The following is a 13,682-nucleotide window of genomic DNA, read 5'->3' as shown; positions in this document are numbered from 1 at the left end:
CAACAAGAATACCTTAACCCCATGCACCAGGATAGCGCGGCACGGTAAGAAAAACTAAACAACAACAGCAACAATAACTAGATAGCCTGTGTGGTTATTCGAGATTATTCTTATCTCATGCAGTTTTAATATGATTAGCGAGCCAGCCATGACACCACTTGAATTGCGCCAGCAGGTCCGTAGCGGCGCCTTCCGCCAGCCCACCGCGGGTTACTGCGGTCCTTACGCCCAAGCCAACCTGGTCATCCTGCCGCAGGCGCATGCCCATGACTTCCTGCAGTTCAGCCAACGCAACCAGCGCGCCTGCCCCCTGTTGGCGGTGGGCGAGCCGGGACAGTGGAACCTGCCTCGCCTGGGGGCGGACCTCGACATCCGCAGCGACACGCCCGGCTACAACATTTACCGCGAAGGCAAACTGGCCGAGCAAACCTGGGCGCTGCATGAGGTCTGGCGTGACGATCTGGTGGTGTTTGCCATCGGCTGCTCGTTCTCGTTTGAGCACATGCTGCTGGAGGCGGGCATCCGCCTGCGCCACGTGGAGCAGCGCCGCAATGTCGCCATGTTCCGCACCAACGTCCGTAACCATCCCGCCGGCCCGTTCGGCGGCGAGATGGTGGTGTCGATGCGGCCGATGAAGGCGGCCGACGCCATCCGCGCGATTCAGATCACCAGCCGCTATCCGGCGGTGCACGGCGCGCCTGTTCATCTGGGCGATCCGCGCCTGATCGGCATTGCCGACATCATGCAGCCCGATTACGGCGATGCCGTCGAGATCATGCCCGATGAAATACCGGTGTTCTGGGCTTGCGGCGTGACGCCGCAGGAAGCCATACGCCATGCGCGTCTGCCGCTGGTGATCACCCACCAGCCAGGCTACATGCTGGTGACCGACATACTCAATTCTTCACTCGCAGCTTTTTAATTAAAAAAACAGCGCAGCACCACAACGGGCCGGCACCACCGGCCCGAACGGGGACCGCTGCGCCTTCAAAAAGGGGAACACGATGAGCACACAAGCACTAAGCACCGAACAGCGGGAAGGATTCTTTTCCTGGTTCTTCGCCTTGACGGGCAAGGAGCGCCGCACCTTCTGGAGTTGCAAGATCGGTTACGCGCTGGACGCGATGGACACGCAGTTTCTCAGCTTCGTCATTCCAACGCTGATCGCCACCTGGGGCCTGTCCAAGGGCGACGCGGGCCTGATCGGCACCGTTACGCTGCTGACTTCCGCCGCCGGCGGCTGGATCGCCGGCATCCTGTCCGACCGCATCGGCCGCGTGAAAGCGCTGCAGATCACGATACTCTGGTTTGCCTTCTTCACCGTGCTGTGCGGCCTGGCGCAGAACTTCACGCAACTGCTGTGGGCGCGCGGCCTGATGGGCTTTGGCATGGGCGGCGAGTGGACGGCTGGCGCCATCCTCATTGGCGAAGTCATACGCGCCAAGGACCGTGGCAAAGCGGTCGGCATGGTGCAGGCGGGATGGGCGATCGGCTGGGGCGTGTCCGCATTGCTGTATGCCTTGATGTTCTCGCTGCTGCCGGCGGAGTGGGCATGGCGATCGCTGTTCCTGCTGGGGATCCTGCCCGCGCTGTTCGTGATCTTCATCCGCCGCTTTGTCGACGAGCCGGAAGTGTACGTGGCCGTGAAGAAGAAAGCGGCGCGTGCCGAAGGCCAGCCATCGTTCTGGCAGATCTTCTCGCCTAAGATGCTGAGCGTGACGCTGCGCGCCGTGCTGCTGACCACCGGCGCACAAGGCGGCTACTACGCCATCACCACCTGGCTGCCGACCTTCCTCAAGACCGAGCGCCATCTGACTGTGCTGGGCACCGGCGGCTATCTGGCGATGGTGATTGTCGGCTCCTACGTCGGCTACATCGTCAGCGCCTTCCTGACCGATTACCTGGGCCGCAAGAAGAACTTCATCCTGTTCGCCACCGGCTCGATGTGCATCGCCCTGGCTTATACCCGCTTGCCGGTGACCGATGGCGTGATGCTGTTCCTTGGCTTCCCGCTGGGCTTTTGCGTGTCCGGTGTGTTCAGCGGCATGGGCGCTTTCCTGACGGAGCTGTTCCCGACCGCCATCCGCGGCTCGGGCCAGGGCTTCAGCTACAACATGGGCCGCGCCGTGGGTTCGCTGTTCCCGCTGATGATCGGCATGAGCAGCCAGTCGATGGCGCTGGGCGAGGCGATTGGCGTGTTCGCCGGCACCGCGTACGGCGTCATGATCCTCGCGGCCCTGACCTTGCCGGAAACCGCCGGCAAACAACTCGAATCCTGAACCACAGATCAAATACACAGACGTAAAGGCATCATCATGAAAAACGACATCCCCGCTCAACAACTGCGCTGGCAATTCTGGGTCGACCGTGGCGGCACCTTCACCGACATCGTGGCGCGCCGTCCGGACGGCAAGCTGGTGACGCACAAGCTGCTGTCGGAGTGCCCGGAGCGTTACGACGACGCGGTCACGCAAGGCATGCGCGAGATGCTGGGACTGAAAACCGGCGAGCCGCTGCCGACAGAGCAGATTGAAGTCATCAAGATGGGCACCACGGTGGCAACCAACGCGCTGCTCGAGCGCAAGGGCGCGCGCACCGCGCTGGCGATCACGCGCGGTTTTGCCGACCAGCTGCGCATCGGTTATCAGGACCGGCCGGACATCTTTGCGATGCACATCGCGCTGCCGGATCTGATCTACGAGGAGGTGATTGAAATCGACGAACGCATCGGCGCGCGCGGCGAAGTGCTGCAGGCACCGGACGAAGCGCTGTTGCGCCGCCAGTTCCAGGCGCTGCGTGAGCGCGGCATCGATGCGATCGCGATTGTGCTGATGCACGCCTACCGCTACCCTCAGCATGAACAGCGGTTGCAGGCACTGGCGGCGGAAGCTGGCTTCACGCAGATCTCGGTCAGCCACCAGGTCAGCCCCCTGATGAAGATCGTCGGCCGTGGCGACACCACGGTGGTGGACGCCTATCTGTCGCCGGTTCTGCGCGACTATGTGTCGCGCGTCTCCGCCGACACCGGCGATACCCGGCTGATGTTCATGCAGTCCAATGGCGGCCTGACGGACGCCAGCCGTTTCCAGGGAAAGGACGCGATCCTGTCCGGTCCCGCTGGCGGTATCGTTGGCGCGGTCAAAAGCTGCGAAGCCATCGGCTTGAAACAGGTGATCGGTTTCGATATGGGCGGCACCTCGACCGACGTCGCCCACTATGACGGCGCCTATGAACGCGTATTCGAGACGGTTGTCGCCGGTGTGCGCGTGCGTGCGCCGATGATGCACATTCATACCGTGGCAGCTGGCGGCGGCTCGATCTGCAGCTTTGAAAACGGCCGCTTCAAGGTTGGTCCGGAGTCGGCCGGCGCCAATCCGGGACCGGCAAGCTATCGCAAGGGCGGCCCGTTGACGGTCACCGACTGCAACGTGATGCTGGGCCGTATCCAGCCCGAGCACTTCCCGTACGTGTTTGGCCCGAACGGCGATCAGCCGCTGGACCGCGATGTGGTGGTGCGCCGCTTCAGCAAGCTGGCGGAGCAGATCCACGCCGAGACGGGCACGCGTCTGTCGCCATCGGCTGTGGCGGATGGCTTCCTGGCGGTCGCTGTCGACAACATGGCGCAGGCGATCAAGTCTATTTCGGTGGAGCGCGGCTATGACGTCAGCCGTTACGCCATGTGCTGCTTCGGCGGTGCGGGCGGCCAGCACGCTTGCCGTGTGGCGGACGTACTGGGTATGAGCAAGATCGCGATCCATCCATTTGCTGGCGTGTTGTCGGCATTCGGCATGGGCCTGGCGGACATCCGCGCCATGCGTGAAGCGGCCGTCGAGCAGCCGCTGAACGATGCGACCCTGACCGCATTGGAGCCGCAACTGGCCGCACTGGCGCAGCAGGCCACCGATGAACTTTTGGCGCAGCAGGTCGCCCAGAACGACATCCGCGTCGAACTGTGCGCCCGCGTGAAATACCAGGACAGCGATTCCACCTTCGTCGTCGCCCTGGGCAGCGAGGTGGCCATGGCAGAAGCCTTTGCCACCTTGTACCGCAGCCGTTTCGGCTTCGTGATGGAAGGCCAGCCGCTGGTCATCGAATCCATCTCCGCCGAGGCCATCGGCGCCAGCGATGGACTTGGTTTTGAAATCTCCGTGCCGGCCGGTGGCACGAGTGTGGAGGATGGCCGCGTCTACAGCTATGTGGACGGCGAAACCGTGCCGATTCCGCTATACGTACGTGCCGAGCTGCCGGTGGGCAGCCGCGTCGCCGGCCCGGCGCTGATCCGCGAAGCCATCGCCACCACCGTGGTGGATGCCGGCTGGAGCGCGCGCGTGCTGCCCGACCACACGCTGCTGCTGGAGCGTGTGGTTGCAGCCGGCGCGGCGCACAAGATGACCACCGCCGTGCACCCGATTCACCTGGAGATCTTCAACAACCTGTTCATGGCGATCGCGCGCCAGATGGGCACCACGCTGGAGAACACGGCTTACTCGGTCAACATGAAGGAGCGGCTGGACTTCTCCTGCGCCGTGTTTGACCGCGAGGGTAACCTGATCGCCAATGCGCCGCATATCCCGGTCCATCTGGGCTCGATGAGCGATAGCGTGCAGTGCGTGATTCGCCAACACGCCGCCACCATGGCGCCCGGCGATGCGTATGTGCTCAACGTGCCATACAACGGCGGCACCCACCTCCCTGATATCACGGTCGTGTGCCCGGTCTACGGCAAGCAGGCGGACGCGCCGCTGTTCTACGTCGCGGCACGCGGCCATCACGGCGACGTGGGTGGCATCACGCCGGGCTCCATGCCGCCGAACAGCACCAGCATCCTGGAGGAGGGCGTGCTGCTGGATAACGTGAAGATCGTCGACCGGGGCGTGTTCCTCGAACAGGAGGTGCGCGCACTGTTCGCCGCCGGCCCCTGGCCGAGTCGCAATATCGATCAGAACATCGCCGACCTGATCGCGCAACTCGGCGCGTGCGAAACCGGCGCCAATGAATTGCTGAAAGCCGCCGCCACTTACGGCGAAGACGTGGTATTGGCCTACATGCGGCACGTGCAGGATAACGCCGAGCAGGCCGTGCGCAAGGCCATCCGCAAGCTGCGCGACGCCAGCTTCGCCTACGAGATGGATGACGGCGCGCTGTTGCAGGTGAAGCTGACCATCGATCATGACAACGGCAGCGCCATCGTCGACTTCACCGGCACCAGCGAACAGCGCCCGACCAACTTCAACGCGCCGCTGTCGGTGTGCAAGGCGGCCGTGCTGTACGTGTTCCGCACGCTGATCGACAGCGACATTCCGATGAACGAAGGTGTGCTCAAACCACTGCATCTGATCGTGCCCGAAGGCTCGATGCTCAATCCGCGCTATCCGGCGGCGGTGGTTGCGGGGAATGTGGAGGTGTCGCAGTACGTCACCGATGCGCTGTACGGTGCGCTGGGCGTGATGTCCGCCTCGCAGGGGACGATGAACAACTTCACCTTCGGGAACGACGAGCACCAGTACTACGAGACCATCGCCGGTGGTTCGGGCGCGGGCCCGGGTTTTGACGGCACCGCCGCCGTGCAAACCCACATGACCAACTCGCGCATGACCGATCCGGAGGTGCTGGAGTGGCGCTTCCCGGTGCTGGTGGAGACGCACGCGATTCGCCGCGGCAGTGGCGGCGCCGGTGCGCATCGCGGCGGTGATGGGGCGCTGCGCCGCATCCGCTTCCTGGAGGCGATGACGGCCAACATCCTGGCCGGCCACCGCCGCATCGCGCCGTTTGGCCTGCAGGGCGCGCAGCCCGGCGCGCTGGGGCGCAATTGGGTGGAACGCGGCGACGGCTCGGTCGAGGAGTTCGGCGCGACGCACACCGCCGAGATGCGGGCAGGAGATGTCTTTGCTATCGAAACGCCGGGTGGCGGCGGCTTCGGCGCTTAATCAAAACCAGGGAGATGACAATGAAAAAAAACATGATGGCGCTCGCGCTGAGCGCAGCGGCGGGAATGGCGGCGGCACAATCGAATGTGACCGTGTACGGGATCTTTGATATGGCACTGGTTCGTGAGAGCGGCGGCACAGCCTCCAGCACCAAGGTGACGAGCGGCGTGGAGTCCGGATCGCGCATCGGCTTCAAGGGCACGGAGGATCTGGGCGGCGGCATGTCGGCCATTTTCCTGGTGGAGAATGGCTTCCAGGGCGACACCGGCGCCATGGGGCAGGGCGGCTTGTTGTTCGGGAGCCAGGCTTACGTGGGCCTGCAAGGCAGTGCCGGCACGGTGACGATCGGCCGGCAGTACACGCCGCAGTACCTGGCGGTGGCGGCGGTCGACCCTTTCGGCTCCGGTACGGCGGGAGATACCAAGAACCTGATGGCATCAACCGGCAATAGCGCCAGCCGCATGGACAATGCCGTCAAATACGCCTCGCCTGTGGTGTATGGCTTCAGCGGCGAGGTGGTGTACGGTGCCGGCGAAGTGGCTGGCGACAGCAGCGCCGGCCGCCAGTTCGGCGGCACGCTGGCGTATGCGAGCGGGCCGTTGACGTTGCGCCTGTCCTCGCACTATCGCAATAACGAAACGGCGACGGTGAAGAACGTCAGCAGCGCGCGCAATTCGGTGTTCACCGCGCTGTATGACTTCGGCGTGGCCAAGGCGCACTTCGCGTATGGCGTGGACAAGGGCGTCAACAGCGCCTTGCCGCGCAATCTGGCCAATCCGTTTGGCGCGGCGGTGGCGCCGACGCCGTCCACCGACAGCGATGTGGTGCTGCTCGGCGTGACGGTGCCGGCAGGCCTGGGCACCTGGCTTGGCTCCTACATCCGCAAGAACGATAAAACCCGCTTCAATCAGGATGCCGAACAGTTCGCGGCCGGCTATCGCTACTACCTGTCCAAGCGCACCGACTTGTACGGGGTGTACGGCTACATCCGCAACAAGAACGGCGCCGGCTACACGGTCGGCAGCTCGATTGAAGGCGGCACAGGCAATCGCGCGGTCAACCTCGGCATCCGCCATCTCTTCTAGGAGGAACCATGTTCAAGCGTATTGTGATGGTGTGCTTGATGCTGTGGATGAGCGTTGCCGGTGCGGCCGAGAAGGGCACGGCCGACGAGGCTGTGGCCATGGTGAAAAAAGCTGGCGAATTCCTGAAAAAGCACGGCAAGGACAAGGCTTACGCCGAATTCAATAATCCGAAAGGTCAGTTCATCCACAAGGACCTCTATATCTTCACCTTTGCCGCAAATGGCGACGGCATCGAGACGTCCAACGGTGCCAACCAAAAGCTGGTCGGTAAAAACGTCAAGGAGATGAAAGATGCGGACGGCAAGTTCCTCATCAAGGACATACTTGCCGTCGGCATGAGCAAGGAAGGCAAGGGCTGGGTCGATTACAAATGGCCTAACCCGAGCACCGGCACCATCGATGCCAAGCGCACGTACGTCGAACGCGTCGATGACGTGATCGTCGGGTGTGGCATCTACCAGTAGTTTTACTGGCGCTTAACGCTGGGTTTGGCCGGTGCTGCTGGTGTCGTCCTTGCAGCCTGCGCGTGGTGCGTGGGCCGGTGCGGTCGCGTTGCCGTCAGTATGGGCCTGATTGCAGTCGGCTTTGTTCTTGCTGTCCTTGTTGGCCTTGCGGTCCTTGGCGGTTTGCCCCATCTTGTTGTTCTGGCGGTTGCTATTGTTTTGCATGGCGGTGGCGTTTTGTTCGCCGCTGGTGGCGTTGCTCTGGCCCTGCGTCGGCGTGCCGGTATTGCTGGTGCCCGAGGTCTGGGTTTGCGCGATGGCGGTCATGCTCATGGCAGCCGCGGCAAAGAATGCGATCAGTTTGGTATTCATGACAGTCTCCTGTGAAAGAGGTTATCGAAGGACCGGGTCCTTGGTTTCTGGATGGGCCGTGGTGGGCGCGGCTTCCGGTGTGGCGGCCTTGCGATTATGCTTACCGCACTTGGCGCTATTCGTGGAATTGGCCTTGCTGGATTTGGCATGCTGTTCGACACTTTCGCCACCGCTGGCGTCCACGCCGCCTTGCATGCCGCTACAGTCCTGTTTTGCGGGCTTGGCCGCCTTGCCCTCGCTGGTCTTGACTGATGGGGCGGGAGTGGTTTGCTGGGCAACAGCCGTTGCGCCCAGCAGACCAGTCAGCATCAATATCGCCACAGTGGTTTTCATGATTGCCTCCATTGGATGCAGCCATTGTTTCACCGAACAGGCGGACGCGGCGTAGGAGCATTTCCCGTGCTATGGTCGGACAGGAGGTGTTGTATCGCTGCCGCGCTGTTGCGTCCCCATGTTGTCGCAGGCGGTATTCCCGGTGGCGCCGGTGCGGCTGCGGCCTGTGTCGACCGAGTTGGCCAGGCTGCGCGAGCGGCTGTTATCGCTGCCGTTGGCATCGACGCGGCCATCCTTGCCGGTGCAGTCGTCGCGGTTCATGCCGGTGGTGCTGCCGCGATTGGCGTTGCTATTGGTGGTGCCCTGTGTCCTGGCGTTGTCGCGGCTTTGCGGATCAGTGCTTCGCTGCTGGCTGCTGGTCTGGGAGCCTTGGTTGCCGGTCTGGCCGGTTTGCCCGGATTGACCGGTGCCCGTTTGCGCCACGGCGACCGCGCTCAGACAGGTGGCGGCTATCACTGCGATCAGTTTGCTGTTCATGTTCGTCTCCTTGGCTGGTGAACGAACATTTTTTCACGCGGACGCATCGGCCAGCGTAGGACGATCTCTCGTGCGGATGTCAGTGTCGCAGCGAGCGCCGCATCACCAGCGGCGCCGGCTCCATCGGATTGGCGTGCGAATACTCCAGCTCCTCGGCCAGTTCGAACGCATACGCCGTGTAGAAGTCGATCAGCTTGGGCTGGTCGGCGCGCACCGCCAGGCGCACCTCTTCCACGCCGGAGGCCAGGCCATGATGGATCACCGCCTCCAGCAAGTGCTGCGACAGATTGCTGCCCCGGTACGCCGGCAGTACACCCATCCTGCACACTTCCCATACATCCTGCTCCGAATCCAGCGGCAGCCAGCGCACAGAACCGATCGGCTGATGGTCGAGCTCCAAAATAAAACCGCCGCCATCGCGCAGGTGCTCTGCAACGATGACGGCGGTTTCGCGGTGGCCGCTTGAAGTCACGCTCACCTTGCCGGCCCACGCGGCGCGCGTGAGCTCGGCGATCAGTTTGGCATCATCCTTTGTCGCTTCCCGGACCACAAGGTTCATGCCAGCTTCCTTAACGAATGCGCATGCCCGGCTCGGCGCCCGGCCATGGATTCAGGATGTAGATGCCCGGATTGGCTTTCTCATCCACCGCCGACGCGGCCATGACCATGCCTTCCGAGACGCCAAACTTCATCTTGCGCGGCGCCAGGTTGGCCACCAGCACGGTCAGCTTGCCGATCAGGTCTTCCGGCTGGTACATCGACTTGATGCCGGAGAAGACGTTGCGGTGACGGCCTTCGCCGGCGTCCAGCGTCAGGCGCAGCAGCTTGTCCGAACCTTCCACGTGTTCGCAGTTGACGATCTTGGCGATACGCAGGTCGACCTTGAAGAAGTCGTCCACCGAGATTTCTGGCGCCATCACTTCGATGCCGGTTTCGGTCACGGCCACCGCTGGCGCGGCCTTGGCCTTGGCTGGCTTCTCGGCCTTGGCGGCGGGGGCGGCTTGCGCGGCGGCCGCTTGCGGCGCGTCGAACAGGTCCTCGATCATCTTAGGATCGACGCGGGTCATCAGGTGTGAGTAGGCGCCGATGGTACGGCCCAGCATGGCATTGGCGACCGCGCCGCTGGCCACATCGGTTTGCGTCCAGTCGAACTTCTCGTCGTTGAGGAACTTGGCCACGTTGGCGGCCACGCCCGGCAGCACTGGCGACAGCAGGATGGACAGCTGGCGGAACAGGATCAGCGCGGTGGTGCAGACGTCATGCAGCTCGGCGGTCTTGGCTTCGTCCTTCGCGAGAATCCATGGCTTGTTTTCATCCACGTACTGGTTGGCGAAATCGGCGATCTCCATGATCTCGCGCAGCGCCTTGCCGAACTCACGCGACTCGAAGCTGGCGGCGATGTTGGCCTGGCGTTCCACGCCGTCCGCCGTCACCAGCGCGCGCTTGATCCACGGCTGGGCGTTGTCGGACAGGCTGGTGGCCAGCTTGCCGTCGAACTTTTTGGCGATGAAGCCGGCGCAGCGCGAGGCGATGTTGACGTACTTGCCGATCAGGTCCGAGTTCACGCGCGCCACGAAGTCTTCGCCGGTGAAGTCCAGGTCTTCCACCTTGGAGTTCAGCTTGAAGGCGATGTAGTAGCGCAGCCATTCCGGATTCATGCCCAGGTTCAGGTAGCGCAGCGGCGAGATGCCGGTGCCGCGTGATTTGGACATTTTCTCGTTGTTGACGGTCAGGTGGCCGTGCACCGCGACGCGCATGCGCTCGATGGTCGGGTGATCGGCGAACTTCAGCATCGCCGGCCAGAACAGCAGATGGAAGGATACGATGTCCTTGCCGATGAAGTGGATCTGCTCGGTGCCCGGGTCTTTCAGGAAGGCGTCGTAGTCGATGCCTTTCTTGCTGAAGTAGTTCTTCAGCGAGGCCAGGTAGCCGACCGGCGCGTCCAGCCAGACGTAGAAGTATTTGCCTGGCGCGTCCGGAATCGGAATGCCGAAGTAAGGCGCGTCGCGCGAGATGTCCCAGTCGGCCAGCTTTTCGCCGGCTTCGCCCAGCCATTCGGAGACCTTGTTGACCATCTCCGGTTGCAAACGGCCCGGGGTGTTCAGCCAGTCGCGCAGGAATTCGTAGCAGCGCTTGTCCGACAGCTTGAAGAAATACTGTTCCGACGGCTTCAGCACCGGCGTGGCGTTGGTGAACACCGAGAACGGATTCACCAGGTCGGTCGGCTGGTAAGCCGCGCCGCACACCTCGCAGTTGTCGCCGTACTGGTCCTTGGCGCCGCATTTCGGGCACTCGCCCTTGATGTTGCGGTCGGCCAGGAACATGCCCTTGACCGGGTCGAAGAAGCGGTCCACGGTCTTGGTCTGGATCAGGCCGGCATCGCGCAGCTTGCGGTAGATGCCCTGCGACAGTTCGACGTTTTCCGGCGAATCGGTCGAATACCAGTTGTCAAAAGCGATATGGAAGCCGTCCAGGTACTGGGCGCGGCCGGCGGCGATCTTCGCCACGAATTCCTGCGGCGTGATCCCTTCCTTCTCGGCGGCGATCATGATCGGCGTGCCGTGCGTGTCGTCGGCGCCCACAAAGTGGACTTCGCGCGGGGTGCCGCCGTCGCGCTGCATTCGCTGGAACCGTACCCAGATGTCGGCCTGGATGTACTCCATCATGTGGCCAATATGGAAAGCGGCATTAGCGTAGGGCAGGGCAGTGGTGACGAACAGCTTGCGAGTCATGGTTGTTGCACTTTGTGGGTGGAAAAAGAGCATTTTAACAGCGGATGCGGCTATTGCGCATGTTGCGATAGAATGAAGGCCTAATCAACGGAGAGTTACATGAGCATCGCAGTAGAAGACGTCAAGGCCGCCCTGTCGAAGATTGTTGATCCAAATACAACTAAAGACTACGTGAGCGGCAAGTCGGTCAAGAATTTAAAGGTCGATGGCAGCGATGTGTCGCTGGACATTGAACTGGGCTACCCGGCCAACAGCCAGATCGATGGCATCCGCAGCCGCGTGATCGCCGGCCTGAAAACCCTGCCGGGCATCGGCAATATCAGCGTCAGCGTGTACAGCAAAATCATTGCGCACACCGTGCAGCGCGGCCTGAAGCCGATGGTCAATGTGAAAAACATCATTGCCGTGGCCTCGGGCAAGGGCGGCGTCGGCAAATCGACCACCGCCGTCAACCTGGCGCTGGCATTGGCCGCCGAAGGCGCTTCGGTGGGCCTGCTGGATGCCGATATTTACGGTCCGTCGCAGCCGATGATGCTGGGCGTGTCCGGCCGTCCGGAAACCAAGGATGGCAAATCGATGGAGCCGCTGGAGAACTACGGCGTGCAGGTATCGTCCATTGGTTTCCTGATCGATCCGGACGAGCCGATGGTGTGGCGCGGCCCGATGGTTACCCAGGCCTTGCAGCAGTTGCTGGAGCAAACCAACTGGCGCGACCTGGATTACCTGATCGTCGACATGCCGCCAGGCACCGGCGACATCCAGCTGACCCTGTCGCAAAAAGTGCCGGTGACCGGCGCCGTGATCGTCACCACCCCGCAGGACATCGCCCTGCTGGACGCGCGCAAGGGCCTGAAGATGTTCGAGAAAGTCGGCATCCCTATCCTGGGCGTGGTGGAGAATATGAGCGTGCACATCTGCACCAACTGCGGCCATGCGGAGGAAATCTTCGGCCATGGCGGCGGCGAGAAAATGTGCAAGGACTTCGGCGTCGACTTCCTCGGCGCGCTGCCGCTGACCATGGCGATCCGCGAGCAGGCCGATTCCGGCAAGCCGACCGTGGTGGCCGATCCGGACGGCAAGGAGGCGGCGATCTACAAGCAAATCGCCCGCAAGGTGGCGGTGCAAGTGGCCGAGAAGGCCAAGGATATGACCAGCAAGTTCCCTACTATTGTTGTCAAAAACGACTAAACAGGAGAATCACCATGATGAAATCGGTATTGGCTGCAACCCTGATGTCCCTGAGCGCCATGGCGTTCGCGCAGCAATCGGTGTCTTTCGTCGAGCCGGCCAACGGCGCGACTGTCAGCAGCCCGTTCAAGGTCAAGTTCGCCGTCAGTGGCATGGAAGTCAAGCCGGCCGGCGACATGACGGCCAATACCGGCCACCATCACCTGCTGATCAACGCCACGCCGGTCAAGGCCGGCGAGGTGATCCCGGCCGATGAAAAGCACATCCACTTCGGCAAAGGCCAGACCGAAACCGAACTGAATCTGCCGCCGGGTAACTACACCTTGACCATGCAGTTTGCCAACGGCCTGCACCAGGCTTACGGCCCTGCCATGAACAAGGAAATCAAGATCACCGTCAAGTAATGCCAGCACGGCCGGCCGTCCTCAGCATCCGCAAAGTCCCGCGCCAGAGCCGCTCCGCCCACACGGTGGAGGCGATCCTGGAAGCGGCGGCGCTGGTGCTGGAGGAGGGCGGGTTGGAGGGCTTCAACACCAATGCCGTGGCGCGCCGCGCGGGCGCCAGCATCGGCACGCTGTACCAATACTTTCCCAGCAAAGACGCCCTGACCCTGGCGCTGCTCCAGCGCGAGGAAGGCAAATACCGCGAAGCCGCAACCGCCGCTGCCGCGCTGCCCGACTGGCGCGAAGCCGTGCGCACCTTCATCGAAGTCTCCGCCCGCCAGCAACTGGAACGTCCCAACCTGGCGCGCCTGCTGGATCAGGAGGAAGGCCGCCCGGACATCCGTGCCGCGCTGGACAAAGGCCACAGCTTCGTCATGCTGATGACCGCTATTCTTGAGCGGGCAGGCCGTAGCGACAGCCAACTGGCCGCCGCCGACCTCTTGGCCCTCATCCGCGGCATGACCGACGCCGCCGGCGAACGCGGCGAGCGCGAGCCCGCCGACTTGGCCCGCCGCATCAACGCCGCCGCCTTCGGTTATTTGGACTCAATTTTCTAAGTTGCCGCAGCCTGTTTAGGCGACTCGTTCGTCTCTGTCTTGGTTCTCATTTTCAAAAATTTTCTCTCTTCCTCCTCCAGAATCGAGAGATCAGCGCTGGCGTTCTCTCGGGAAGTGGTGCCGTG

The 13,682-nt window shown here is 62.7% G+C and carries 13 protein-coding genes; 8 read left to right on the top strand and 5 right to left on the bottom strand.

Annotated features, from left to right (window positions below):
- The first annotated feature begins 148 nt into the window (after positions 1–148).
- The 5 genes from FHW83_RS01875 to FHW83_RS01855 all read left to right on the top strand — a co-directional run bounded on the left by FHW83_RS01875 (position 149) and on the right by FHW83_RS01855 (position 7,476).
- Positions 149–922 (top strand): putative hydro-lyase, encoded by a 774-nt coding sequence (locus tag FHW83_RS01875; RefSeq protein ID WP_176644654.1) that lies wholly within the window; start codon positions 149–151, stop codon positions 920–922.
- 82 nt (positions 923–1,004) lie between these two features.
- Positions 1,005–2,279, top strand: coding sequence for an MFS transporter (locus FHW83_RS01870; RefSeq protein ID WP_176644653.1), 1,275 nt, complete (start codon positions 1,005–1,007; stop codon positions 2,277–2,279).
- A gap of 36 nt (positions 2,280–2,315) precedes the next feature.
- Positions 2,316–5,927 (top strand): hydantoinase B/oxoprolinase family protein, encoded by a 3,612-nt coding sequence (locus tag FHW83_RS01865; RefSeq protein WP_176644652.1) that lies wholly within the window; start codon positions 2,316–2,318, stop codon positions 5,925–5,927.
- Positions 5,928–5,947: 20 nt separating this feature from the next.
- The gene (locus FHW83_RS01860; RefSeq protein ID WP_176644651.1) at positions 5,948–7,012 is read left to right on the top strand and encodes a porin; all 1,065 of its coding nucleotides are present in this window, start codon (positions 5,948–5,950) and stop codon (positions 7,010–7,012) included.
- 8 nt (positions 7,013–7,020) lie between these two features.
- On the top strand, positions 7,021–7,476 hold the full coding sequence (locus FHW83_RS01855; RefSeq protein ID WP_176644650.1) for a cache domain-containing protein: 456 nt from the start codon (positions 7,021–7,023) through the stop codon (positions 7,474–7,476).
- Between the two features lie 12 nt (positions 7,477–7,488).
- On the opposite strand, the gene FHW83_RS01850 is transcribed toward FHW83_RS01855, so the two are convergent.
- From FHW83_RS01850 to metG, 5 genes are all read right to left on the bottom strand, one after another.
- Positions 7,489–7,827, bottom strand: coding sequence for a hypothetical protein (locus FHW83_RS01850; RefSeq protein WP_176644649.1), 339 nt, complete (start codon positions 7,825–7,827; stop codon positions 7,489–7,491).
- Between the two features lie 21 nt (positions 7,828–7,848).
- Complete coding sequence (locus tag FHW83_RS01845) at positions 7,849–8,160, bottom strand: hypothetical protein (RefSeq protein WP_176644648.1); 312 nt, start codon at positions 8,158–8,160, stop codon at positions 7,849–7,851.
- Positions 8,161–8,229: 69 nt separating this feature from the next.
- On the bottom strand, positions 8,230–8,637 hold the full coding sequence (locus FHW83_RS01840) for a hypothetical protein (protein ID WP_176644647.1): 408 nt from the start codon (positions 8,635–8,637) through the stop codon (positions 8,230–8,232).
- A gap of 79 nt (positions 8,638–8,716) precedes the next feature.
- The gene (locus tag FHW83_RS01835; protein WP_176644646.1) at positions 8,717–9,196 is read right to left on the bottom strand and encodes a GNAT family N-acetyltransferase; all 480 of its coding nucleotides are present in this window, start codon (positions 9,194–9,196) and stop codon (positions 8,717–8,719) included.
- A 10-nt stretch (positions 9,197–9,206) separates the two neighbouring features.
- Positions 9,207–11,369 (bottom strand): methionine--tRNA ligase, encoded by a 2,163-nt coding sequence (gene metG / locus FHW83_RS01830; RefSeq protein WP_229223978.1) that lies wholly within the window; start codon positions 11,367–11,369, stop codon positions 9,207–9,209.
- Between the two features lie 99 nt (positions 11,370–11,468).
- Between metG and apbC the strand changes: the two genes are divergently transcribed.
- From apbC to FHW83_RS01815, 3 genes are read left to right on the top strand one after another with little or no spacing between them, the layout of a single operon-like run.
- Positions 11,469–12,557: an iron-sulfur cluster carrier protein ApbC gene (apbC, locus tag FHW83_RS01825; RefSeq protein WP_176644644.1), complete on the top strand. Its 1,089-nt coding sequence runs from the start codon at positions 11,469–11,471 to the stop codon at positions 12,555–12,557.
- A gap of 14 nt (positions 12,558–12,571) precedes the next feature.
- Positions 12,572–12,961 carry a DUF4399 domain-containing protein gene (locus FHW83_RS01820; RefSeq protein ID WP_176644643.1) on the top strand — a complete coding sequence of 130 codons (390 nt, stop codon included), beginning with the start codon at positions 12,572–12,574 and terminating at the stop codon, positions 12,959–12,961.
- Positions 12,961–13,557, top strand: a complete 597-nt coding sequence (locus FHW83_RS01815) for a TetR/AcrR family transcriptional regulator (protein WP_176644642.1) — start codon at positions 12,961–12,963, stop codon at positions 13,555–13,557. The genes FHW83_RS01820 and FHW83_RS01815 overlap by 1 nt, the downstream gene beginning before the upstream one ends.
- Positions 13,558–13,682: the final 125 nt, after the last annotated feature.

Source organism: Duganella sp. SG902 (assembly GCF_013376005.1).
Taxonomy (GTDB): Bacteria; Pseudomonadota; Gammaproteobacteria; order Burkholderiales; family Burkholderiaceae_D; genus Rugamonas.
This window is presented reverse-complemented; position numbering and strand designations above follow the sequence as displayed.